This is a genomic window from Paenibacillus doosanensis, assembly GCF_025060755.1.
Taxonomy (GTDB): domain Bacteria; phylum Bacillota; class Bacilli; order Paenibacillales; family NBRC-103111; genus Paenibacillus_S; species Paenibacillus_S doosanensis.
Genome location: NZ_JANYUY010000036.1, coordinates 35,879 through 60,411, shown reverse-complemented (window position 1 = coordinate 60,411; position 24,533 = coordinate 35,879). Strand labels below are relative to the sequence as shown.

Sequence of the window (24,533 nt, the reverse complement as noted above, 5' to 3'; positions counted from 1 at the left end):
GTATCGTCGTTTCTGACCTTCATTATCGCATTAAGCCCCGTAAAATCAAATAATCATTAGGGATACAATTGCGAGATAAAGCCGTTTTTGCGCCGCCCTGGCGGTAATTTCCCGCAACGCAGACCAAATACCGCCCGCTCACGATGCGGACGGCACTCGGTTGTTCCCGCCGGTTATTTCTTTTGCGTTTTCTCGTACTCTCCCTTATATTCTTCCATCACTTGGTCGCCGCCGAGCTTTTGCCAGTTCGTCAGCGCCTGCGCGAAGCCGTTCTCGTCCAGCTCGCCCATAATGAACTTGGTTCTCGCGTCCGTGATCACTTGATCGAGCTGCTTGCCCTTTTCCATGTATGTTTTGGACAGGAGCGGCAGCGCCGGATTCGGCACGGCGAATTTCTCATTTTCCTGAATGAGCCGGTTATATTTCTCCACGCTCGGATCGACTTGGCCCGGAAGCGCCTTGCTGCCGTCGAATACCATCATCTGGAACAGCGTATTGTACACTTCATCCGTGTACACCTTCTCGTCGATGCGAACCGCCTTGCCGTTTTCGATTTTGTAATGCTTGCCTTCGATTCCCCAGTTCATCAGATTTTGCACCTTCTCGTCGCCGAGCTTGTCGATGAACGCAAGCACCTTCTTCAATTCCTCTTCGGTCTTGACGCTTGTCTTAGGGATCATGAAGACGCTGTTATACCCGCTGCCTCCTTGCACCTTGACACCCGTCGGACCGCTGATGGAAGCTACCGTATCGAGCTTGGCGTTCGGATTCGCCTTGAACAGGTCGGTGAACCTGGCGTTCAAATCGTCGAGAGCGCCGATATATACTCCGGCTTTGCCTTGATTCACGAGCACCGTGCGGTCTTTGACGACCGGAAAATCGCTGTTGAACAATTTATCCTTATACATTTGCTGCAGCATTTTCATCGTGTCCATATACGGCTTGGTCATAAAGTCCGGCGTCATCTTGCCGTCTTTATATTCCCAAGTATTCGGCGCGCCCATGACGGAGAGGAAATGATAAATTTGCGCGCTGTTCGAATCGAACGAAATGCCGAATGTATCGTTTTTGCCGTTTTTGTCCGGGTCGTTGTACGTAAACGCCTTGAGTACGGTGAGCAGCTCGTCGATCGTTTTGGGCTCGGACAGCCCGAGATTATCCAGCCAGTCCTTGCGGATAATGATGCCGTTGCGGGCCATCGCTCTCCAGCGGTAAATTCCGTATACTTTGCCGTCGATCGACATGTTGTTCAGACGCGTTGTATCCAGCGATTTCAGGTTCGGGTATTGGTCCAAATACGGGCCGAGCTCCCAGAATAAACCGGCGCGGGCCGCTTCGACGATGGCCGGATTGCGGTCGTCCTTCACCAGCAGCAGCTGCGGCAGATCGCCCGCTACGGCGATGGATGCGGTCACCTTCTCGCTGTAGCTGGCGCTCGGCACCCAGGTTACTTTCAGGTTGGTGTTCGTATATTCCTGAAGCAGCTTCATCGGCTCGCTGTCCATCTTCGGAGGCTCGGCGGTCAAGTATTGGTTCATCATCGTAATTTCGACCGGAGCGGAAGCCGCCGAAGCATCTTTATCCTTACCGGCGGGCGCGCCGCCGTTGCCGCAAGCGGATGTAACAAGGAGCGATAACGCTCCCGCCGCCGCCAGGCTGACTTTTATCATACGTTTCGTTGTCATTGCTTTAATGACCTCCCGATATTTGGATTTATCTATAGCTTCTAACGGATAACCTCCAGCGTCGCTTCCATCAGCTCTTCGTCCAGCTCGATGCCCAGACCCGGTTTATGCGGGACGAGCACGCAGCCGTCCTTCACCTCGAACGGCTGCTTCAGATAGCGCTCGCGGGTGCTGTTCTTCTCGATATTGTATTCGTAATAGCTGCTGCATTCCGGCGAGCTGGCGGCCAGATGGATCGCTGCGGCGAAGCCGACGCCTTTGGTCGTATTGTGCGGCACGTAATGAATGCCGAAGGCGCGGCATAACGCTGCGGCGCGTTTGGCGCTGGACAAGCCGCCGCATTTGACCGGATCGGCCGCATACAGATGGCAGGCGCCTTTGCTGATAAAATCGCGGAACGTATATATATTCCAGTCCTGCTCGCCTACGTGAATCGGCACCGGCAGCGTATGCGCAAGCTTCACGTACGTATCGATGTCATAATACGGGCAGGGCTCTTCGAAGTGATGAATGTCGTATTGCTTGATCCGCTCGTACAGCTGAACCGCCTGAATGTACGTATAGGAGCTGTTGCCGTCGATCATCAGCTTGCAATCCGGCCCGATGGCTTCGCGCGCCGCCTTCACCTTCAGCTCGTCGTCCTTCAGATCGACAGGCAGTCCCGTGCCGAAGCGCGGTCCGACTTTAATTTTAACCGCTTTCACTTGAAGCCGCCCGATCGCCTCGCGAATTTTGTCCGCTTCCTCCCTGTGCGTCAGATCGCGGCTCATGCTTGAAGCGTATAACGGAATGCGGTCGCGGTACAACCCCCCGAGCAAATTATATACCGGCTGGTTCAAATAGCGCCCCTTCAAATCCCACAGCGCGATTTCGAGCCCGCTGTAGGCCGAAGCCAGCAGCTGCCCCGATATTTTATAATGTTTGCGCAGCACCGCCTCCTCGATTTTCTCCCCCTGGAACGGGTCCATGCCGATGACCTGCGGCTTGATGACGGTGTTCATAATCTGCATCAGAACGTCCGGCCGCATCGGGCTCGACTCACCGAAGCCGTATACGCCTTCGTCGGTGTCGACCTTGATGTAGAACAGCCCCATTTCTTTTTTGTAGCAGGTGATGTTAGTAATTTTCATAAAATCCTCCTTAAGAAAATTCGCTTGCCGCCGTCATGGGACTTCAGCCCGCCGGGAGCGGCGCCGCCGGCAGGCGAAGCGGCATCAGCCTTTGACCGAGCCGAGCAGGACGCCTTTGGCGAAATGCTTCTGCAAAAACGGATACACGAGCAAAATCGGCACCGTCGAGACGATGATGACGGCCATCTTGATCACTTCGCCCGGCGGGGCGACATAATCGCTGCCCATCTGCTGCGAGTCGCCGATGCCGCCTTGAGACAGGATGACGATTTGCCGCAGCCACACTTGAATCGGCCATTTCGCATTGTCGTTAATGTACAGCACGGCGTTGAAGAAGGTGTTCCAATGGCCGACCGCGTAAAATAGCGAGAAGGTAGCCATCGCAGGCAGCGAGAGCGGCAGCACCACTTTAAATAAGATTTGGTAGTCGCTGCAGCCGTCGATTTTGGCCGCCTCCTCCAGTCCGTCGGGCAGCTGCTGGAAAAAGTTGCGCAAGATGATAAGGTTAAACGCGCTGATTGCTCCCGGCAGAAGCAGCGACCAATAGCTGTTCAGCAAACCCAGCGATTTGACGACGAGAAACGTCGGAATCATCCCCCCGCTGAACAGCATCGTGAACAGGACGAGCAGCATGATCGGACGGCGTCCGACGAACTCGTTTCTGGCCAAAGGGTAGGCGGTAAGCGTCGTGAACAGCAGATTGATCAGCGTCCCCGCCACCGTAATAAACACGGTCACGCCGAGACTCCAGACGATCGTTTTCGTAGAGAAAATGTACTTGTAGCCGTCGAGCGAGAACTTGGTCGGGAACAGCACGACCCCGCGGTTGACCAGCTCTTCCGAAGCCGTGAAGGAGCCCGACAGCACGAACAGAAACGGGATGACGGTAAATAATGCGAATACGATCAGCAAGACGGCGTTGACCAGATCGAAGATGCGCGAGCCCAGAGATGCTCGAACCATCCGTATCGCCTCCTTTTCATGTTAGTAGACTCCTTGCTCGCCGAGCTTCTTGGCCGCTTGGTTGGCCGCAAGCACCAGGCACAGCCCGATCACCGATTTGAACAGCCCGACCGCGGTGCTGAAGCTGAATTGCCCCTGCTGCACGCCGTTGACATAGACATAGGTGTCGAACACTTCGCCGACTTCGCGGTTCGTCGAATTCAGCATCAGGAAGATTTGCTCGAAGCCTGTGTCGAGAAAGCTGCCGAGCCGCAAAATAAACAAAATGACGATCGTGCTGCGGATGGCGGGAAGCGTAATATGCCACAGCTGGCGCAGCCGGCTCGCGCCGTCGATTTTGGCCGCCTCGTACAGCGTAGGATCGACGCCTGACAGCGCTGCGAGGAAGATGATCGTTCCCCAGCCGGATTCCTTCCAGATGACTTCGAGAATGATCATCGGCCGGAACCAGTCGTTCGACATCAGGAAGTTGAACTGCGGCATGCCCGCGTCCGCCATCATTTTCGTGAAAATACCGCCTTCCGAAGAGAAGAACGTATAGACGATCCCGACGACGACGACCCAGGAGACGAAATGCGGAATATAGATGGCCGTCTGGATCGAGCGCTTGAACCATTCCAGCCGCAGCTCGTTAAGCATCAGCGCAACCAGAATCGGGATCGGGAAGAAAAATACGATATTGTACACCGCCAGCACGAATGTGTTCTTAAACAGCAGCCAGAAGACGGGATCGTGGAAAAACCGGTCGAAATGTTTGAATCCTACCCACGGGCTGCTCCAGAAGCCGCGAAACGGCAAATAATCTTTGAAGGCGATCATGACGCCCCACATCGGCAAATATTTGAATAAGGCGAAATAGAGCAGTCCCGGAGCGATCATAATGTACAGATGCCGGCTTTTCAGTATACGGTTCCACAGCCCCGTGCGTCGGCTTAAGCCGAGCCTGGCCGGTTGCGCCGCCTGCGTTTTCAGCATGTTATCCCTCCTTTCCGCTGTACGCCTCGCCCGGCGAAGCCAGCACCTCGTCCAGACGGACGGGACGGTGATCCTGAACCGACCGCCACACGGCTTCGCCGGTACCGATGGAATAAGCTCCGTCCAGCGATCCGGACAAGATCGGATACGAGCGATGCGGATCGGCTCCGAGGAACAAATCCTCCAGCAGCGCCGGGTCCCCGCCTCCATGGCCGCCCTCGCGGTGCACTACATGTATCGTTTCCTTCGAACCGAACAACGGGAAATAGTCGATCGTCTGCACCGGCACCGGGAACGGCACGCGGCCGGACGAATGATATTCCATCGTTTCGATGCGGCCTTTCGTGCCGTTGATCGCGAGCCGGTATCCTTCGTACGGCAGCGAGAAGTTGACCGAGTAGGACAGCAGCGCGCCGCCGTCGTACTTGACGTTCACCGAATACGTATCCTCGATGTCGATCTCCGAATCGAAAATACAGGCGTCGGGGCGGTACAGGCTGTAAGGCTCCTGACCGGGCTGCGAGCTGACGGCGCCGATATGATCGTCCTGCACATGCACTTCCTTGCTGCGCGTCGACCAGCGCATAAAGTACCGGCAGTCCGGCTTCACCGCACAGGTGCCGCAGTGCCTCCCGTCTTCCTTAAGCGGGTTCAGCTCCCCGCCGGGACCATAATAATTCAGCGCGCCGAAGGCGAATACTTCGACCGGGCGCCGGCCGATCCACCAATTGACCAGATCGAAATGATGGGAGCTTTTATGAATGGACAGCCCGCCCGAATGCTCGCGCATCCGGTTCCACCGTTTGAAGTAGCTGGAGCCGTGATATGTGTCGATATACCAGTTCAGATCAACGGATGTCACCCGCCCGACCTTGCCCTCCAGCACTAGCTCCTTGATGCGGCTGTGAACGGGCGCATACCGGTAATTGAACGCGACCGTAACCTTGCCTTTGCTTCTTCGTTCCGCTTCGAGAATGCGGCGGCAATCCGCTCCGGTCGTCGCCATCGGCTTCTCGGTGATGACATCGAGATCCCGTTCAAGCGCAAGCAGGATGTACTTGACATGCGTATCGTCCCGGCCCGTTACGACAATAACGTCCGGCTTCGCCTGCTCGACCATCGCCGCGAACTCGTCCGGGCCGTATTCCTTCACTTCGGCCAGCTCGGCGAATTTGCTTTTGCATACCTCGAATCGCCTCGGATCGATGTCCAGCAGCCCGGCGATTTCGGTTTGGCTGGCAAAGGTTTTCAGCATCGGGCCGATGAACATCTTCATGCTCCGGTTGCTGACCCCGCATATGGCGTATCTTTTTTTCATGGAAGGTAGGCACCTCGTTTCTTGGTTATCTCCTGATGCAAGTGATGCAAGTTGTCCCGGCACTCGGCATCGCGCATCGCCGGAACTGACTTCATTATTTGCCAACCGGCGATAAAAGGCTACAATCCGCAAAGCGACAATTCGGACGGAGACGTCCCGGAACATAAGCGCAGGACGGCCGTAAGCCGCCGCCCCCATCGGCATAATCCTCAGCGATCCGCGCAATGATCTTTAGCGACACAAGCGAAACAGACCCCCGGCCGCGCCGCTTAAGGCGAAACCGGAGGTCATCTGGCAATCCGTAATTCATCATAGGAAGAACTCGGCTGGGAGAGCGCTAATGATTATTTGACGACGGTCAGCATCGCGTTCATTTTCTCTTCGTCGATGTCGATGCCGAGTCCCGGCCCGTTCGGAACGTAAATCCGGCCTTCCCGAACCTGAAATTCCGATTTGACCATTTGTCCCCGCAAATTATGCTTTTCGATCGAATATTCGTAGTAGCTGTTGCATTCCGGCGTGCTGGCCGCCAGATGCAGCGCCGCCGCAAAGCCGATGCCCCGCGTCGTGTTATGCGGCACATAATGGATGCCGAAAGCACGGCAGAGCACGGAGGCCCGTTTGGCGCTCAGCAGCCCGCCGCATTTGATCGGGTCGGCCGCATACAGATGGCAGGCGCCCCGCGCGATGAAGTCGCGGAACGTAAACAGATTCCAATCCTGCTCTCCGACGTGAATCGGCACCGGCAGCGTCTGAGCCAGCTTCACGTACGCCTCGATATCGTAGTACGGGCACGGCTCCTCGAAATGATGAATATCGCAGTCTTTGATTTTTTCGTATAGCTGCACGGCTTGAATGTAAGTGTACGAGCTGTTCCCGTCGATCATGAGACGCACCTTCGGGCCGATCGCTTCGCGCACGCGTCTCACCTTCTCCGCGTCGTCGTTCAGATCAACCGGCAGCCCCGTGCCGTACCGGGGACCGACCTTGATCTTGACCGCGCCGAATTGATAGGCGGCGATGCCTTCCTTCAGCTTCTCCGTTTCCTGATCGTGCGTCAGGTCCCGGCTCATGCTGGAGCCGTACAGCGGAACGGTCTCCCGGTAAAGACCGCCCAGCAGATTATATAACGGCTGGTTCAAAAATTTGGCGCGCGCGTCCCATAGCGCGATTTCGACGCCGCTGTAGGCGGCCGCCAGCATTTGCCCGGATATTTTATAATGCTTGCGCAGCACCGTCTCCTCGATCTTCTCGATATTGAACGGATCGCAGCCGATGATTTGCGGCTTGATGATCTCCTGAATAATCTTGACCAATATTTCCGAACGCATCGGGCTGCTCTCTCCGAACCCGGACACGCCTTCGTCCGTATCCACCTTCACATACAGCAGGCCGCTTGCCGCATAACAAGTCAAACCGGTTACTTTCATCGCGATTCCTCCAGTTGTCCGGACATGCCGCCGGATTATTTATTCGGGTCCTTCGCATACTGCTCGTTCAGCTCTTGGGTCACTTTGTCTCCGCCCGCCTTGCTCCAGCTGTCCAGAACGCTTTTCCAGCCGGCTTCGTCCAATTGGCCCATGATGTACTTGACTCTCGCGTCGTTAATCATTTTGTTTAATTCGGCGCTCTTCTGGTTCAGCGTATCGGAAGTGTACGAGGCCGCCGGATTCGGCACCAGATTGTTCGCTACCGCGTTTTTCGCGTCCTTGTACTTCTTCACATACGGATCGATGACGCCTTCCACCGCACGGGAGCCGTCGGACACTTGAAGCGTCTGCTCCAATTGGATCACTTCGGAATTGTACTTATCCTGCTGCTCCTGGCTACGCGCCGGCTTGCCGTTTTGCATCGTGTAATGAACGCCCTCGAGACCCCATTCGAAAATATTTTGCCCCGCATCCTCGGAAATTTTATCGAAGTAGGCCAATATTTGCCGCAGCTGCGCTTCGGTCTTCACGCTCGATTTGGGGAAGACGAATTCCCCGGTGTAGCCTGTGTCCATCAGGACGCGAACGCCGTTCTTGCCGTTCAATGTCGACGTCACCTCCAGCTGCGCCTTCGGGTTGCTCTTGAACAGCTGGGAATGGCGGGTAATCTGATCCGGATCGCCCATTCTCATGCCGTATTGGCCCTTATCCATATTGTCGATGTTCTGCGGACGGGTAGCCAGCGCAAAATCCTGATTCATCAGCTTCTCCTGATACAGCTTGCGGTAGAAGCTCAGCGTATCCAGGTAAGCTTGGCTGAAGTAAACCGATTGCAGCTTGCCGTCCTTCACATCCCATTGGTTGCCGCCGCCGAAGGCCGCGAGCAGGAAGTTGAAGCCGCGCAGCGACATCTCCTCGGCGAAGCCGATCGTGTCGTTTTTGCCGTTTTTGTCCGGATCGTTAAGTGTAAACGCTTTAATCGTATTGTACAGCTCATCGATGTTAGTAGGCGCCTTCATCCCCAGATTATCGAGCCAGTCTTTGCGGAAGATAACTCCGTCCCCGACCAGAGCGCGGCTTCTGAAGATCGAATACAGCTTGCCGTCCAGAGAGACGTTCTTGAGCACCTGCTTGTTGAGCGAACGCTCCAAATTCGGATAATCCTTGAGGTAGGGACCGATCTCCCAAAAGTAGCCCGAGCGTATCGCGTTGATGACCGTCTGCGGCCGGCTCTGCAGCAGCACGACCATCGGCAGCGAGCCGGCGGCGATCGTGGCGTTCAGCTTGTCCGTATAGGTCGTTCCCGGCACCCACTGGATTTCCAGCTTCGTATTGGTGTATTTCTCGATTGCCGCAATGACCGGATCGTCGGGACGAGGCGGCTCGGCGACGATGCTCTGGTTCATCATCGTAATCTTGAACGGCTCCTGGGATTTGCCGGTGTCCGCCGCCTTCTCCTGCCCCGCCGGTTTGTCCGTCCCTCCGCTGCAGCCGGCAGCAACCATAAGTCCCGCCACGGTCAGCGACAATACCGGCTTGCGCAGTCTGTTCATTTGGCTTGCCATAGTGAATACCCCCTTGAATGAAATGAATGCTTTTTATAGATACCTCCGCTTGGGAGGATGTCTATCCTGCTTCTTCGCTTTTATCCTTTGACCGAGCCGATTAAAGCTCCCTTGGCAAAATGCCGCTGCAAGAACGGATACACGCACAGGATCGGCAGCGTCGATACGACGATGACGGCCATTTTCACAATTTGCGCGGGCGGGACGATATAGGAGCTGTCGAATGCGGTGGAATCGCCGGCGCCTCCTTGCGACAAGATGACGATCTGCCGCAGCCATACTTGGACGGGCCACTTCATATTATCGTTAATGTAGAGCACCGCATGGAAGAACGAGTTCCAGTGGCCGACGGCGTAAAACAGCGTAAAGGTCGCCAGCGCCGGCAGCGACAGCGGGAGGACGATCTGCCACAGGATGCGCAAATCGTTGCAGCCGTCGATCTTGGCCGCCTCCTCCAGCCCTTCGGGCACCTGCTGGAAAAAGTTGCGCATGACGATCAGGTTGAAGGCGTTAATCGCGTTCGGCAGCAGCAGCGCCCAATACGAATCGAGCAGCCCGAGCCACTTGACGATCAGGAAGGTCGGGATCATCCCGCCGCTGAACAGCATCGAGAAGGTGACGAGCAGCATGATCGTTCTGCGCCCGTCCAGGTCTTTGCGCGACAGCGGGTACGCCATCAGCGTCGTAAACAACAGATTGACGAACGTTCCGGCGACCGTAATGAAGATCGTGACCAGCAAGCTTTTGAAAATAATGTTCGAGGAAAAAATATACTGGTAGCCGGCCAGCGAAAATTTGGTCGGAAACAGCAGCAGCGGATGCGCGAGAAACTCCGCCGGGTCCGTCAGCGAGCCCGAAACGATATAAATGAACGGCAGCAGCGTGCACATCGCGACGATAAATAAAAGGACGCAGTTTAAAGCATCGAACAATCGGCTTCCGAGCGACTTGTCTTTCATGCCTCAACACCTCTCTTGGAACTTGGAATGGACGTTCACGGTTAGTAAATGCCTTCTTCGCCGGCTTTCTTGGCCAAATAGTTGGAGCCGACGACCAGCGCAATGCCGATCACCGATTTAAACAGGTTCGAGGCGGTCGCATAGCTGAACTGCCCTTGCTGCAGCCCGCTCGTATATACGAACGTGTCGAACACTTCGCCGACCTCGCGGTTCATCGGATTCAGCATCAGAAAAATTTGCTCGAAGCCGGAATCCATAAAATTGCCGAGCCTTAAGATGAGCAAAATGACGACGGTGCTCTTGATGGCGGGCAGCGTGACGTGAAGCAGCTGCTGCCAGCGGCTTGCTCCGTCCATCCGGGCGGCTTCATAGAGCTGCGGATCGACGCCTGCAAGCGCTGCCAAAAAAAGAATCGTGCCCCATCCGGTTTCCTTCCACATCACTTCGCCGATGACCATCGTCCGGAACCATTCGTTGCTCAGCAGAAAATCGACTTTGCCGATTCCCGTCTGCATCAATATATTGTTGACGATGCCGCCTTCCGGCGTGAACAATATATACGCGATCCCGACGACGACGACCCAGGAAATGAAATGAGGAATATAGATCATCGTCTGAATAAACCGCTTGTACATTTCCGCCCGCAGCTCGTTCAGCATCAGGGCGATCACGATGGGCAGAGGGAAGAAAAACAGCAGATTGTAGACGGCCAGAATGACGGTGTTGCGGAAAATAAGGCCGAACGACGGGTCCGCGAAAAACGCTTTGAAATGAGCGAAGCCTACCCACTCGCTGCCCCAAAAGCCTTCGAACGGCGAGTAGTTTTGGAAGGCGATCATCACGCCCCACATCGGCAAATATTTGAATAACAAAAAATAGATCAGCCCGGGCAGCAGCATAAAATAGAGCCAGCGGTTTTTCAGCATCCGCTTCGTTAATGCCGATCTTGCCCGCATCCATTGCGCGCTTTTTACACTTTTTGCAATTTCGCCTTCGCCGTACAACTTCATCCCCCATCTCGTATGATGTGCTTTGTTTTGCAGATGTCGCTTATGCGGATCGGTCTTGCTGTATTTCACGATATCACGGCCCCGGATGGCTTTCCAGAATCTTTAGCCGCACAATCAAAGAACCCTGTATCTAAAGACACCGGGTTCCGTAATAATCCTTATCCAACCGATCGATAATCACTATCCAACCAAACGCGAGGGACGGCTCCAAGGCTCATTTCGGGTCGTTCGCATGCTGCTCGCGGTATTTCCCCGGCGTGATCCCCTCCATTTTGCGGAAATAGCGGATGAAGTTTTGCGAGTTGTGGTAGCGCAGCTTTTCGGCGATATCGGCGATTTTGGCGTCCGTCTCCACCAGCATTCGCTTGGCCATAAGCAGGCGGTAATGCGCCAAGTAATCGCTGAAGTTCATGCCGGCTTCTTGCTTGAGTACCCGGCTGACGTAATTCGGATGGTAGTGCAGCCGGCTTGAGCACTGCTCCAGCGTAAGATCCGTATCGTACTCCGTCTCGATCATCCGGATCAAGTCCGTTGCCAGCTGCCGCTGGCCGGACTGTTTGCGCGTTTCGAAGCAAGGCAGCATCGGCTCGATCATTCTCGTTTTGAACCAGTCCTTAATCTCATCGACTTTATGAAACGTAAATAATTGCTGGAAGAGCATATGTTCTTCTCCGTACACGGTTTGCAGCTGCAAATCCGATTCGTGAAGCAGGCGGATCAGGTCGGCGAATAAACGCAGGAAGGATGCCTGAAAATCGATATAATTGCCCCCCTGCTTCGTAATCTCCATGAAAAATTGTTCCACCAGCGGCTCGATCTTCTCTCTCTCCGCATATTGGATGGCCGCAAGCAGGCTTCGTTCCGTTTCTCCGGGAAACAAAATCGCCTGATGATTGCTTTGCGCCAAATTATCGTAATACAAAATAGGCGTGTTGCCGGATACAAGCCCGTGCTTCAGCGCTTCTTTCGCTTCCGCAAATGCGGGGCCCGCCGCCGCCAGCTGCCCGTAAGGACGGCTGATGCCGATGCTGACGGAGAGGCCGAGATACCGGTGCAGCTCCCGCTCGATGCGCTCCGCCGTCACGGTCAGAAACTGCCTGAACTCGTCCAAATCCGGCTGGTCGGTATGCACTATGACGATCTGATGATTTTGCAAAATGGTCGGCAGCAGGCAGCGTTTCTTCGGAATGATGTCGCTGACCATATTGTTGACGGCGAACTGCAGCAGCTCGCGGTCTTTCTCATCATAACGCGTCTTCTTAAGGGAATCGATCTGCAGCGCCATGACGCTCATCCACTCCAGCTCCAGCGGAGGGTCGTAGACCATCATCGACAGCTTCTCTTTGATCTCCTTCAGCGGAAATTCGCCCTGCACCAGCTTGAGCACGAACAGCTCCTCCAACTGGCGGATTTGGCCGTTCAATTGCTGCGTCATCCGGCTCTGCACGTCCTGCAGCTGCGTAATGTTCCGATTGATAACGGCGAATTCGTCGCCCTCCCTCGTCAAGCTACGGGGCGTCTCTTGGGAATTCCGGCCGATATCGGCGAAGCAGATTTCGTACAGCCGCTGAATCGGGGAGTACAGCCGCCGGGAATATTGGATGGAGAAGAAGTTCGCCACGAACAATAGGCCCAGGCAGCCGAGCAGCGTCGTCCAGCTTGTCCGCCAAGCCTCCTTGCGGATCTGGTCGTACGGAATGATCGAAACGTACAGCCAATCGTTATAAGCCGATTTCTGGTACTCTACGCCGACCTTGTGGCTGCCGAGCTCGGCCGATACGTTGCCTGCAGCGCCCGACTCCAGATCGAGGCCGTGAATCAGCGTCTGCAGCTCGCCGACCGGATACGGCGATAGTTCGTTTTGCTTGGCAAGCAGACCGTTAGCCAAGTCGAAAATAAAAATTTCGCCGAGCGAATTGTTTTGCGGCAGCATGCGAAATAGCTCATGCGTGGAAATTTCGGCGATAAGCAGCCCGAGCGGACGATCGGAAATGACCGGAATTTTTTTCACCAAATGAATGAAGCGTTCGTTGGAAATGGTCGTCGCGCGGGCCAGACTGCTCTCTTCGACGGCCCAGTACGAATTGCCGGAAATATTGACGTACTGCGTAATCCAGCCGCGGTTTTTGATAGCGTTTACATCTTGCAGTCCGTAGTTGCTCAATATCCAGCCGTTCTGCAAGCCGACCAGAGCCACGTCGTAGAGACCGAAGTCGAAGCGCTGAATCTGATTCAGATTGGAGGCGATCTCCTGCTCGAACTGAAAGTCCGCGGGCGTCAAATTTTGCGTCATCGACTGCATGATTTCCTTATTGTCGACGAGCCGCTGCAGCGACAAATCCACGCCGTGCAGCACCTGCTCTACGCGCAGCCGCGTCTGCTCCACGATATGCCGGTTGCCTTCATTCACCTTGTCCTGAATCGATTGCGAAGATTTGAAATACAGCAAAAAGCCGAGCAATACGATCGGAATCGTGCTTATGCATGTACTAAACAGCAGCAGCTTCGCTTGGTAACTGTTGAGCCGGTACATTTCACACCCCCTGATCCCCAATAATGAGTCTTATTCTAACCGAAAGTTTCCGTTCCGTCATCAACATTTGTTCAGCCGGCCGGTTCGCCGGTATGCGCATTGACGTTAAGAAGGGGGCGTGCTAAGATCAAATTTAACTATTGTTTATTATAATGAACAGGATGGCAAAGGATGGGATATTATGGAGCAAAAATATGCCGTGCCGGCCTTGGATCGGGCTAACGCCGTTCTCCATCTGCTGGCCGCGGAGCCGCTCAAGTGGAAGCTATCGGATTTGTCCCGGCAGCTCGGCATCAGCAAGAGCACGATGTTCTCGCTGCTTGCCTCGCTGGAACGGCTGGAGTGGATCATACGCGACCGCAACGATACGTATGCGCTCGGTCCGGTGATGGGCAGCTTGGGCAGCGCTTATTTCCGGCAGTACGACGTCATTGAAGAATTCCGCAGGCTGGCCGAGCCGGTGATGCGCAAGCTGATGGAATCCGTGCAGCTCGCCCAGCTGGAGGGCAGCGAGGTTCTGTACTTGTCGAAGATCGAAGCCCCTTCTCCGGTCCAGATGGTTTCGGGCCCGGGCGCGCGCTTCCCGGCTCATGCGACGGGACTCGGCAAAGCGCTCATGTCGGGGATGAGCGACGAACAGGTGCGGCAGATTTGGACCGAGGAGAAGCTGCCGCAGGTGACGGCGCATACGATCGCTTCACGCGAAACGCTGCTCCGGGAGCTGGAGCAAATCCGCCGGCAAGGCTACGCAACCGATATTCAGGAGGGCGTGATGGGATTTTGCTGTGTTGCCGCGCCGGTGCGTCGCCGCGGCTCAGAGGCGATGGTGGCGGTCAGCTGTTCCATGCCGTTGCATCATTGGGAGCAGAAGCGGTCCGAGGCGGCCCAAGCGATCCTGCATCTGGCCGAGCAAATGTCGCAAACAAGGTAAGCCCCGGAAGCCCGCGCTACTTGTTGCTTGCTGTAAACGATAAGACGTCCTTAAGCCCGAAAGCTTCCTTCCGCCGAACTGCGCGGGAGGGGGCTTTTTCTTTTGCGGTTGTCGGTCAAAATAGGATTGACATCCCGCTTCATGTATAGGAAGATAAGATTATACATTATTTTAAACCGTGTTCATAATAATGAACTCGATGAGGTGAGTATATGCAATTTGTACGATTTACTCTAGCCGGCGAAACGGATGTGCGCAGCGGAACCGTAGAATCCGGGATCATCCGCGAATTTACGGGCGATATGTTCGGCGATTTCGCCTATACCGGCCGGCAGCTTGCGCTTGGCGAGGCCGCGCTGAAGGCGCCGCTCGCTCCCTGTCATATTATCGGCGTCGGCAAAAATTTCGCCGCCGACGATGCGGTCAAGCCCCCGGCTCCCGAGCTGCCCGTGCTGTTCTTCAAGCCGCAGACCAGCGTGATCGGACCGGGCGAAGCGATCGTTCTCCCGCAGGCTCCCGAGCCGGTCAAATACGAAGCCGAGCTGGCCGTCGTCATCGGCAAGACCGCCAGGAACGTCCCGGCCGAACATGCCGGCAGCGTCATCTTCGGGTTTACCGTATCCAACGACATGAGCGCCTCCGGCTATTATCATCCGGACGGGCACTGGACCGTCGGCAAGTCGTTCGATACGTTCTGCCCGCTCGGTCCGGTGATCGAAACGGACTTCGATTACCGCAGCGCGCGCATTCAATCGAATGTGAACGGCGTGCCGAAGCAGAACAGCCCGATCGAGCGAATGATTACGCCCGTCGATCGGCTCATCGCCTTCATCAGCCGGTTTATGACGCTGTCGCCCGGCGATGTCATCCTGACCGGCACGCCTCCGGGGGCCGTAGCGGTTCAAGGCGGCGATGTCGTCGACTGCTTCATCGACGGCATCGGCCATCTGATCAATCCGGTGCAGGCCGCGGATTGACGAGGCTGTGCGAGCGCTTCGGGCGGTCTCCCGCTCCGGTGGGCCGCCCGCAATAGCCCGAAGCTGCGCCGAAGAGGGTTGTTCTCCAGGAGAACAACCCTCGGCCTTGCTGCTGTATTTACGGCTCACGGACGGGAACGGCCCAGGGATTCCCGCTTACCGGTCGTTTTCCAACAACTCGATAATCATTTTGAGCGGCCCCAGCGCATCGATATAAGCGTACCTGCCTCCGGTATATTCCCCCTTCTGCAGCAGGGGCATCCGATTGCGATCGAGCGTCGTCACTTTCTCCATCATTCCTTCAATAATAAAAGCGATATGATGAGGGCCTTCGCCGTGCTCATCCAAATATTCCCGCCAAGTGCTGGGATGCTCATCCGGCTCGATCAGCTCAAGCTGCAGCGAGCCCAAGCGAAAAAAGGCCAGCTTGGCTCGCGCTTCCGTGCGCTGCCCCCGGTATTCGGTCTGCGCGGTGTCCGCCGCTGCCGTAAGGCTCCATCCGGGATTGTCCACGCCGAAAAAATCGGCGTATGCCTGCGACGTCTTCTCGATATCTCGGACTACAATACCGATCTGCGCGATCACCTGCGTTCCGAGCAAGTTGGTATCCATTGGCATCCTCTCCCTAGCGTCAATATGATGAACGAAGCGGCTTCCTTAACTGAAAAGCCGGTCGTTCGAATATTCCGTGTTCCAATGGTCGGTGGAAGCCCACATATCGGGAAAGCCGGGCATCAAGTGATCCTTGATCACTTCATCGTTAATATCGTCGAAGCCGAGCCCTGGCTTGCCGGAAACGCGGATGAATCCGTTCTGAATCACCTTTCCGCCGAAGCCGGTAATGATATCGTCCCACCAGGGAACATCCGGCGCGTTAAATTCGGTAGCGACGAAATTTTCGGTGGCAACGCCCATATGCGCGGTCGCCAGCGCCGCAACGGGCGTTTCGCACATATGCATCGCCATCGCCACATGATACCGCTGTGCCAAATCGCCGATCTTCTTGGTCTCGTAGATGCCGGAAGAGCAGATGTCCGGATGAATGATCGGCACCGCCCGGTTTACGATCAGCTCTTCGAAGCTTTCCAGCGTCGACAAATCTTCTCCGGTCGCCAGAGGCGTCGAGGTCAGCATGCTTAGCCGCTTGTACTCTTCCGTATAGGTGCAGGGCAGCATATCTTCGGCCCACAATAAATTGTATTTCTCCAGACGGCGCAATAGACGCGCGGCATCCTCCACATTCAAGTAGCCCAGATGATCGATCGCCAAAGGCATTTTATACCCCAGAACATCGCGCATATGCGCTACTTCTTCTTCGTACCGGTCCAAGCCGCGCTCCGTCATCCGGAACAGCGTATAAGGAGATTGCGTGTTGACCAAGTCGTAGGCGCGGTTGCGCTTCTGAAATTCCGGGCCGTACGGGGTATCCCGGCGGTTTCTAATAAACTCGAAATTGTATTGCGCAGCCTGCCGCAGCTCTTCCACATAACTGCCAGGAGCGGAGATCAATTCCTCCTCGGGGTAAAGCGCCTGCAGGGTCTCGACGCCCAGGACCGCCTTCACCATCGTAAAGCCGCTCTCGTCCGCGAACTGCTTCAAGCGTTTTCCCATCGAATAGCCGTCGCTTCGGAGTCCGGGCGTATTGACCCCAAGATCGCAATAGACGCGCGCGGCATCCCGGAATTTCCCGCCCAGCATCTGGTAGACGGGAACGCCGTAAGCTTTGCCGGCGAGGTCCCATAATGCGATTTCGATGCCGGCGACCCCGCCCGCCTGCCTTCCCGTGCCCATAAACTGCTTGATTCTGCGGAACAGCTTATCTACGTTGCAAGGATTTTCGCCGAGCAGGCGGCCTTTCAGCATCGCTGCATAAGTGCGGCTTCCAAAGTCCCGGAGTTCTCCGATCCCGGTAATTCCCTGGTTCGTATAAATTTTGACGAGCGTGCAATGCATGGGGGCACCTGCCAAATCCACAAATCGCATATCGGTAATTTTGAGCTCGGATGGTTTGGAATAGGTATTGACGTGATGCAGCGTCGATTCGAACTGATCTGACATGTAGTATGCCTCCTGAAATGATTTGAAGAAGTCGCCTTGGGCTCTCACACCCTGCACAACCGTGCCGGCTGAAACGGCCCGGAGTCGTCTCCCGCCGATCGTGCCGATCACCGCCCGGCGGTTTCATGCAATTCGGCTGCAGCGGGTTCCGCATGCTCCCAGGTCAAGGATTGTACGGACCGGCTCACCGCGTCCAGCACCAGATTGCACATCCAGCCGTCATAAAAATTAGGCTGCACCTGTTCCCCGGCCAGGATGGCGCGGATCAAATCGGCGAATTGGTTGACAAATGTATTCTGATAACCAAGCGGATGGCCCGGAGGCCACCAGGCTTGCATATACGGATGAACCTCTTCCGTCGCCAGGATCGTCCTGTAGCCCTGCGTCTCCGGATCATCCTCCCGGGACCAGAACTCCAATTCGTTCATACGCTCGAAATGAAACGCCAGCGAGCCCTTGCTTCCGTTGATTTCAATCCGCTCATGGTTTTTCCTTCCGCCGGCCATGCGCGACGCTTCGAAGGTGCCGAGCGCGCCGTTCTTGAATCGGGCGAGGAAGGCCGCAGCGTCATCGACGGTAACGTCTTCCAGCCGATCCGCTTCCTCGCTCTCTTCGCCGTTCGGGGGCTTGTCTCCAAGCGCCTTGGTCCGCCGGGTTACGAAGGTTTTCTCCATGCCGACCACCCTCTCCATATCCCCGACGAGATAGCGGGCCAAATCGATTAAATGGGCATTCAAGTCGCCGTGAGCGCCCGCTCCCGCGATTCGCTTATCCAATCTCCAGCTCATCGGAGCAGCAGGGTCGGATAACCAGTCCTGCAAATATACGCCGCGAAAATGGTAAATATCCCCGAGCTTGCCGTCGTCGATCAGCTTTTTGGCCAGCGCGATCGCCGGAACTCGCCGGTAGTTATGACCGATCATATGAATGACGCCCGCTTGATGGGCCGCCTCCCACATTTGTCTCGCTTCGCCGGCATTCATGCCGAGCGGTTTCTCGCACAGCACATGCTTGCCCGCCTTGGCGGCGGCAACGGCGATTTCCTTATGCGACGAGGTGGGGGTAGCGATGCACACGATGTCGATGTCGCTTCTGCCGACGGCTTCGCGCCAGTCCGTCGTATATTCCTGCCAGCCGAATTGCTCGGCGGCTCGCTTGAGCCCGGGCTCATTTCGGCCGGCAATCACTTTTTTGACCGGCTTGACCTCCTGCGGGAAAAAGAAAGCCGCGTTGCCGATCGCATAGCTGTGAGCCTTGCCCATAAAATTGTAGCCGATTAATGCAACGTTCAGTTCACGCACAGTATCCTTCCTTTTGCTTAACGAATTCATAATCAAGCCGATGCGGCTTCGTTGTTCACTATGTGCAGCAGCGCGCCGATATGCCCCAGCGCATAAGCCATTCCGGAATGCCAAGGGGCGCCGCAGGACATTAACGGCGTATGGTCGGGCACGAATACGCCGTCATAGCCGGTTTGCTTGAACAGGCGCAGCGCTCTAAGAATGTCGATATCTCCTTCGTCGATAAACACCTCGCTGTAATGCGGCACTTTCCCTCTGACATTGCGGCAGTGCACGTAGCCGATCTTGTTTTGGGAGCTGTATCGCTCAATCGCCTCGTACACGCTGCTTTCCGTCATCTCCTGTATCGTCCCCATGCAAAACTCCAGCCGGTTGGAGGCGCTGGGCACAAGATCCAGCAGCTTCTGGTACAAGTCAGGCTGATACACGAGCCGCGCCGTGCCCCGCAGCGTCGGCATAGGCGGATCGTCGGGATGGGCGGCCATGACGACGCCGGCCTGCTCGGCGGCGGGAACGATCTCACGCAGGAAATAGGCCAGCCGTTCCCACAGCTGCTCGGCGGAAACATGAACCGGCCCGCGTTCCGCAAGAGCTTGATCGTAAGTCACATTCCAAATTTGCCCATGGGGCAGAGGATTGCCGCTGTAAGCATCGGCCTCCGCGTAGCTGTGAGTCAGCGCCCCGCCTCTGGCCGCGCGCTCCTGAATCCGCCCCCATACTCCGGCCACGCTGAAATTGTAGCCGAACACGGGAATGCCCGCCCGGCCCGCGTTATATACAATTTGCTTCAGGTGTTGAAGCTGCTCCGATTTACAGGGACCGTCCAGCAGCACATCGTACCAATCCAGCGGGTCGAAATTTTCTATTGCATGCAGAATCAGCCCCTCCGCCTCGACCATCGACCTTAGCTCCAGCAGCCCTTCGTAAGACCAGATATATTCCTTGCTCCGGTCTTTGCCGTAATATTCCTCCGCCGTCGTTCCCGGCAGCTCGTACATATTATTGTAGTCGGCCAAATGCGCAACGATATGAGTGCATCCGGCCTGACGGGCAAACCGGAAATTATCTTTGTTTAACATATGGCGGACTAATCCTAATCCCAGCTTCACGGTTCTCCCCCTCCGCTCTTTTTTCAACACACTTTTAATGGCACGCCCAAGCTTCCTGAACTATGTTTCGGAACTATGTTACGGAACTATGTTACGATCCAGCGCAGAACCGGTCCGAGAACGGCAAGCAGCTCTTGATTCAGCAGACCTTCTCTCGTATGAGCGGGAGTGAAGCAGCACACCTTCCCTCCCTCCAGCTCGTGATACCATCCGGCGACGGACTCGCCGTCCCTGGACGACGAACGGAGAAACACATTCGTATTCGCTTCGTCGCACTCGACGAAATAATGCTCATCGAGCAAAGAGAACTCAGCGGATGAGGGAATCCCCAGGCCGTTGCTTGCCGCCTTGTAAGTCACCTCGCTGTGCTCGCGCGGATGAAATAGAAAATGCCCTCTTAACATGCCGATATATTCCTTCACGTTCTCGAAGCTCGCCAGCCCCGAATGCCAGCCGAGCCAGCCGCCGCCCTGCCGCACATACTCCGCGATGCGTCCGGCCGTCTCCGCAGTCATCCAGCGGTTCACTACGGCGCTGCCCGGGTTAAGACGATCTTCCTTGAATAAAATGACCGCAGCCGGCCGTTCAGCCAAGCATTCCTCCAGCTGATCGTATGGCGCGTAGCGAATATGAACCTCATCCAGCAGCCCTTGCAGGCGCAGCGCCGCTTCGAGCGAATCGCGGATCGCCGACTCTTCATGGAAAACATCCCCGATAATGGCCGTTATACGGACTGTCATAGCTCCCGTCACCCTTCCTTATTCGGTTCGCCGTTTGCCGTTACAGCGGCATCGGCTTCCCTTGATAGTTAATAAAACCGATCTTGCTCGTAATGGATGTTTTTCTATCGACAATATCCATAATGCCTCTGGCCGTCTCCAGCGGATCGCCGGGCGCTTCCGCCCCGCCCATGTCCGTCTTCATCCATCCCGGATGAACGGCGTACGCTTCAATCCCCTTATCTTTCACATAATAACGCAGTCGCTCCGTGAACATATTCAGCGCCGTCTTGGACATGCTGTAGGCGTAGTTGGTGGCAAAAGCATTCAGAATCGTTCCCGCTTCCGAGGAAATATTAATGATCGTCGGGCGATTGCCTTTATAAATAAGGGGCAATAGCTGCTGGATGATATACATCGGCCCGAACGTATTGACCGAAAAGCTTAAGCGAAGCTGATCGAAATCAAGCTCTTCCAGCGTCTTGTCCCGCTCCAGCAGCACCGCAGCGTTGTTGATTACGGCATCCAGCGAAGGGGTCAGAGCGCTTAGCTCCGCGCAGGCCCTGCGCATCGATCCTTCGTCGGCGGTATCCAATTCAATGCGCCGAATGCGGCCCGGAGCCTCCCGATCCAGCGAATCAAGCGGCGGGCAGGAGTCCGGAGACCGTACGCCGGCATAGACGGTATATCCGCGTTGGATGGCCTCGGCGGTCAGCTGGTAGCCTAACCCCCGGTTGGCGCCGGTAATGAATATGTTTCTCTCCACCGTCATCGTGAATCACTCCGTTTCTTTTTATATGGAACAATATCAGCCTTTGACCGAGCCGTCGGACAATCCTTTGACGAAAAATTTATTGCATAGTATGAAAATCAGCATGACGGGTACCGAAACGACCATCGACGCCCCCATCATCGCTCCCCAATCGATAACGAACTCGCCGCTGAAATTGTTGATCGCAATAGGCAGCGTTCTGACCGTATCGGAGTTGGTCAAGTTCAGCGCGAACAGGAACTCCTCCCATATATTAAGGAAGGCGTACACGCTTACCGCGATCAGACCCGGCAGCGAGACGGGGAGAATGATGCGGACGAGCGCGCCGAGATTGGAGCAGCCGTCGATTTTGGCCGCTTCCTCCAGCTCCTTCGGGATCGTCTGAAAAAACGAGCGAAGCATAATGACCGACATCGGAATCGTGATGGCCAAATCCGCTATGATGAGCGCCAGGTAGGTGTCGATCAGCTGCAGCTTGCTGAATACCATGTACAGCGGAATAATGATGACGACGCCCGGCATCATTTGGCCGTACAGCAAGCCGGAGGAAAGAACCCGCGATCCTCTGAACCGGTATCTGGCAAAGCCGTAACCCGCCAAAACGGCCACCGCTAACGTCAAGGCGGTCGCACATACCGTGACAACGACGCTGTTCAGGAAGGCGCGCGGAATTTGGCTTTCGAACAGAACCCGCGAATAATTGGCAAAGGTCGGATGCTCCACCATGATGCGGGGAGGGACGGTAAAGTTTTCGGCGGACGTTTTTATCGAAGTAACGAACATCCATAACGCCGGAAACAAGCTGAAAACGATCAGGACCAGCAAAATCAAGTAACTGAGCGCCGCCCGTGTATAAAGGCTTCCCGTATTTTTCCGCATTAACCCTTCTCCCCTCCCCTCATCACATATTTCATGTAGATGACGCTTAATAAAGCCGTGATGATGAACAAGACGACGCTGGCTGCTCCGGCTACGCCGAAGTTGTAATTTTGGAAGGCTGCTTTATAGATGAACATCGACAGCACTTGGGTGCTGTTGGCAGGCCCGCCGCCCGTCAGCACGAAAATAAAGGTGAAGGCGTTCAGCGTCCAAATAATAAGCAGCAGGACGATCGTATACGAGGTGGAGGCTACATGCGGCACCGTGACGGTAAAAAACTCCCTGATCCCGGTCGCTCCGTCCACTTTGGCCGCATCCTTCAGCTCATTAGGCACCGATTGCAGCGAGGCTTCGATCATCAGCATGACGAGCGGAAACATTTTCCACACGTTGACGATCACCGCCGAGAGCATCGCATAACGCTCGTCGGCAACCCAATTGATCGGCGCCGACGCGATGCCCAGCGTCTTCAGCAAATAGTTGATGTAACCGAAGTCGGGATGGTACAGCCATTTCCATATGTTTACGCTGATGACGCTGGGAAGCACCCAAGGCACCATCAAACAAATGCGAATCAGCCATTTCATTTTGATAAAATCCTGATTAATGAGCACCGCCGCCATAAAGCCGACTGCAAATTGAAAGGTAACGCTGGAAACCGTCCATACGAACGTATGCCCGATCGACGCCAGAAACTCGGCATTGCGAAATAAATCCGCATATTGGGCAAAGCCGACGAACTGCCATGCATCGGTGTAAAGATCGCTCTTGTTAAAACCCAGCACAAACGTATAAATTAACGGAAATATCATGACGCAGGCGATAGCGAGTACGGCAGGCAAGACAAAAAGCATTCCGGGATTGCTTGTAAATCTAAACATGCGCACGAATATGCACCTCTTCCAGTCCGGTCTGATCTGCTGCAATTACTTGTTGGCAAGAAGTTCGTCGATCGCTTTGGAAGCTTGATTCATCGCCTCTTCGGGCGTTGCTTTTCCGCCTAAAGCCGTTTGCAATTGATCGAATACAATTTGCTTGATTTGATTCCACTGCGGAATTTGCGGCAGCGGCTGAGCGTAAGTCAGAGCGTCGAGCAACGGTTTGACCAGCGGGTCCTGGTATTTGGGGTTGCTGGCCGCCGACTTGCGGGCGGAGAACGTCACGCTGTACTCGGCCGAAATATCCGGTTGGGTGATAAACTGAATGAATTTCCAGGCGGCCTCCTGGTTTTTACTCGCTGCGGGGATGCCGACGGCCCAGCCTCCGAGAATCGTCTTCCGGTCCTTATTCGCAGGAACCATCGTCACGCCCATTTGCGCGTTTGCATTGGCTTGCTTGATCGGATCGAGATCGTAAATCCCGGTCATATACATGCCGACCTTATCGTTCGTGAACAGGTTGCGGTTGGCTACGCCGTCATTTTGCAGCATGCTGTTCGGCACGACCTTATATTTGGTGAACAGCTCCACATACAGCTTCACCATCTCCATTGCGGCCGGCTCGGTCAGCGCCGATTTCGTATTGTCCTTATTTAAGATGCTTCCGCCGTTAGATTGAATCATGTTGAACAGCTGCGTCGTCACGTTGCCTACGTTCGTTCCGGGAAGAGCGATCCCGTAAGCGTCGCCTTTCGTTAATTTTTGAGCCATGTCCAGCACTTGATTCCAATTTTCCGGCCCCTTGGACGAGTCCAGTCCTGCGGCTTCAAACAGTTTTTTGTTAAAAATCAATCCGTGCGTTTCCGCGCGATAAGGCAGCGCATACATTTTATCGTTAACCTTGGTGACCGATACCGCGCCGTCGTAAAAATCGTTCAAATCCACCTGATCTTTCTTGATGTGATCGTCCAACGCCGCCAAGCCGCCGGTCGCAGCAAACGGAGTGACCCAGTCTACGGCCATATTCATCAAGTCGGGGCCGTTCTTTTGCTTCAAAGCGAGCAAATATTTATCCGACATGCCGTTATCGGGGAACTGCTGCACTTTAATTTTGATGTTCGGATATTTCTCTTCGAATTTTTTCACGATGGCCGGCGTATTCGTATTCCATGCCGCATCCCAGAAGGTCAGCTCGACAGGTTTGTCCGCGCCGCCCGCCCCGGCTCCGCCCGAGGAACTGTTCGCTCCCGAACAACCGGCCAATGATGTTCCCAGCAGCATCGCCGCAACGGCCGCAGCGTATGATTTTTTTACATTTGACATGCTAATCGCCCCTTGTAT

General features: G+C 55.3%; 21 protein-coding genes. 2 read left to right on the top strand and 19 right to left on the bottom strand.

Annotation, left to right across the window (positions count from 1 at the left end):
- Positions 1-173 precede the first annotated feature (173 nt).
- The 10 genes from N0M98_RS22495 to N0M98_RS22450 form a co-directional block, all read right to left on the bottom strand.
- The gene (locus tag N0M98_RS22495; protein ID WP_259619238.1) at positions 174-1,685 is read right to left on the bottom strand and encodes an extracellular solute-binding protein; all 1,512 of its coding nucleotides are present in this window, start codon (positions 1,683-1,685) and stop codon (positions 174-176) included.
- Positions 1,686-1,726: 41 nt separating this feature from the next.
- A complete protein-coding gene (locus N0M98_RS22490; protein ID WP_259619237.1) occupies positions 1,727-2,815 on the bottom strand; it encodes a mandelate racemase/muconate lactonizing enzyme family protein in 1,089 nt (362 codons plus the stop codon).
- An 84-nt stretch (positions 2,816-2,899) separates the two neighbouring features.
- A complete protein-coding gene (locus N0M98_RS22485) occupies positions 2,900-3,778 on the bottom strand; it encodes a carbohydrate ABC transporter permease (RefSeq protein WP_249864527.1) in 879 nt (292 codons plus the stop codon).
- Between the two features lie 21 nt (positions 3,779-3,799).
- Positions 3,800-4,753, bottom strand: coding sequence for an ABC transporter permease (locus N0M98_RS22480; protein ID WP_259619236.1), 954 nt, complete (start codon positions 4,751-4,753; stop codon positions 3,800-3,802).
- 1 nt (position 4,754) lies between these two features.
- Positions 4,755-6,071 (bottom strand): Gfo/Idh/MocA family protein, encoded by a 1,317-nt coding sequence (locus tag N0M98_RS22475; protein ID WP_259619235.1) that lies wholly within the window; start codon positions 6,069-6,071, stop codon positions 4,755-4,757.
- Between the two features lie 344 nt (positions 6,072-6,415).
- On the bottom strand, positions 6,416-7,501 hold the full coding sequence (locus tag N0M98_RS22470) for a mandelate racemase/muconate lactonizing enzyme family protein (protein WP_259619234.1): 1,086 nt from the start codon (positions 7,499-7,501) through the stop codon (positions 6,416-6,418).
- Between the two features lie 35 nt (positions 7,502-7,536).
- Positions 7,537-9,066, bottom strand: coding sequence for an extracellular solute-binding protein (locus N0M98_RS22465; protein ID WP_259619233.1), 1,530 nt, complete (start codon positions 9,064-9,066; stop codon positions 7,537-7,539).
- Positions 9,067-9,146: 80 nt separating this feature from the next.
- Complete coding sequence (locus tag N0M98_RS22460) at positions 9,147-10,025, bottom strand: carbohydrate ABC transporter permease (RefSeq protein ID WP_259619232.1); 879 nt, start codon at positions 10,023-10,025, stop codon at positions 9,147-9,149.
- A gap of 41 nt (positions 10,026-10,066) precedes the next feature.
- A complete protein-coding gene (locus N0M98_RS22455; RefSeq protein ID WP_259619248.1) occupies positions 10,067-10,981 on the bottom strand; it encodes an ABC transporter permease in 915 nt (304 codons plus the stop codon).
- A 268-nt stretch (positions 10,982-11,249) separates the two neighbouring features.
- The gene (locus tag N0M98_RS22450) at positions 11,250-13,568 is read right to left on the bottom strand and encodes a helix-turn-helix domain-containing protein (protein WP_259619231.1); all 2,319 of its coding nucleotides are present in this window, start codon (positions 13,566-13,568) and stop codon (positions 11,250-11,252) included.
- A 181-nt stretch (positions 13,569-13,749) separates the two neighbouring features.
- Here N0M98_RS22450 and N0M98_RS22445 point away from each other — a divergent pair, with 181 nt between their 5' ends.
- Together N0M98_RS22445 and N0M98_RS22440 are read left to right on the top strand one after the other, a co-directional pair.
- Positions 13,750-14,499, top strand: coding sequence for an IclR family transcriptional regulator (locus N0M98_RS22445; RefSeq protein WP_249864534.1), 750 nt, complete (start codon positions 13,750-13,752; stop codon positions 14,497-14,499).
- Between the two features lie 212 nt (positions 14,500-14,711).
- Positions 14,712-15,476 (top strand): fumarylacetoacetate hydrolase family protein, encoded by a 765-nt coding sequence (locus N0M98_RS22440; RefSeq protein ID WP_259619230.1) that lies wholly within the window; start codon positions 14,712-14,714, stop codon positions 15,474-15,476.
- Between the two features lie 156 nt (positions 15,477-15,632).
- On the opposite strand, the gene N0M98_RS22435 is transcribed toward N0M98_RS22440, so the two are convergent.
- From N0M98_RS22435 to N0M98_RS22395, 9 genes are all read right to left on the bottom strand, one after another.
- Entirely contained in the window at positions 15,633-16,088 is a 456-nt protein-coding gene (locus N0M98_RS22435; RefSeq protein ID WP_259619229.1) for a VOC family protein, read from the bottom strand.
- Between the two features lie 45 nt (positions 16,089-16,133).
- Entirely contained in the window at positions 16,134-17,534 is a 1,401-nt protein-coding gene (locus tag N0M98_RS22430) for a mandelate racemase/muconate lactonizing enzyme family protein (protein WP_249864537.1), read from the bottom strand.
- Positions 17,535-17,641: 107 nt separating this feature from the next.
- A complete protein-coding gene (locus N0M98_RS22425) occupies positions 17,642-18,835 on the bottom strand; it encodes a Gfo/Idh/MocA family protein (protein ID WP_259619228.1) in 1,194 nt (397 codons plus the stop codon).
- A 32-nt stretch (positions 18,836-18,867) separates the two neighbouring features.
- Positions 18,868-19,944, bottom strand: coding sequence for a mannonate dehydratase (locus tag N0M98_RS22420; protein ID WP_259619227.1), 1,077 nt, complete (start codon positions 19,942-19,944; stop codon positions 18,868-18,870).
- A gap of 86 nt (positions 19,945-20,030) precedes the next feature.
- Positions 20,031-20,684 carry a ThuA domain-containing protein gene (locus N0M98_RS22415; RefSeq protein ID WP_259619226.1) on the bottom strand — a complete coding sequence of 218 codons (654 nt, stop codon included), beginning with the start codon at positions 20,682-20,684 and terminating at the stop codon, positions 20,031-20,033.
- 40 nt (positions 20,685-20,724) lie between these two features.
- Positions 20,725-21,435 carry an SDR family oxidoreductase gene (locus N0M98_RS22410; protein WP_259619225.1) on the bottom strand — a complete coding sequence of 237 codons (711 nt, stop codon included), beginning with the start codon at positions 21,433-21,435 and terminating at the stop codon, positions 20,725-20,727.
- A 36-nt stretch (positions 21,436-21,471) separates the two neighbouring features.
- Positions 21,472-22,314 (bottom strand): carbohydrate ABC transporter permease, encoded by an 843-nt coding sequence (locus tag N0M98_RS22405; protein WP_259619224.1) that lies wholly within the window; start codon positions 22,312-22,314, stop codon positions 21,472-21,474.
- A complete protein-coding gene (locus N0M98_RS22400; protein WP_249864543.1) occupies positions 22,314-23,195 on the bottom strand; it encodes a carbohydrate ABC transporter permease in 882 nt (293 codons plus the stop codon). The genes N0M98_RS22405 and N0M98_RS22400 overlap by 1 nt, the downstream gene beginning before the upstream one ends.
- 45 nt (positions 23,196-23,240) lie before the next feature.
- The gene (locus N0M98_RS22395) at positions 23,241-24,515 is read right to left on the bottom strand and encodes an ABC transporter substrate-binding protein (RefSeq protein WP_249864544.1); all 1,275 of its coding nucleotides are present in this window, start codon (positions 24,513-24,515) and stop codon (positions 23,241-23,243) included.
- Between the last annotated feature and the right edge of the window lie 18 nt (positions 24,516-24,533).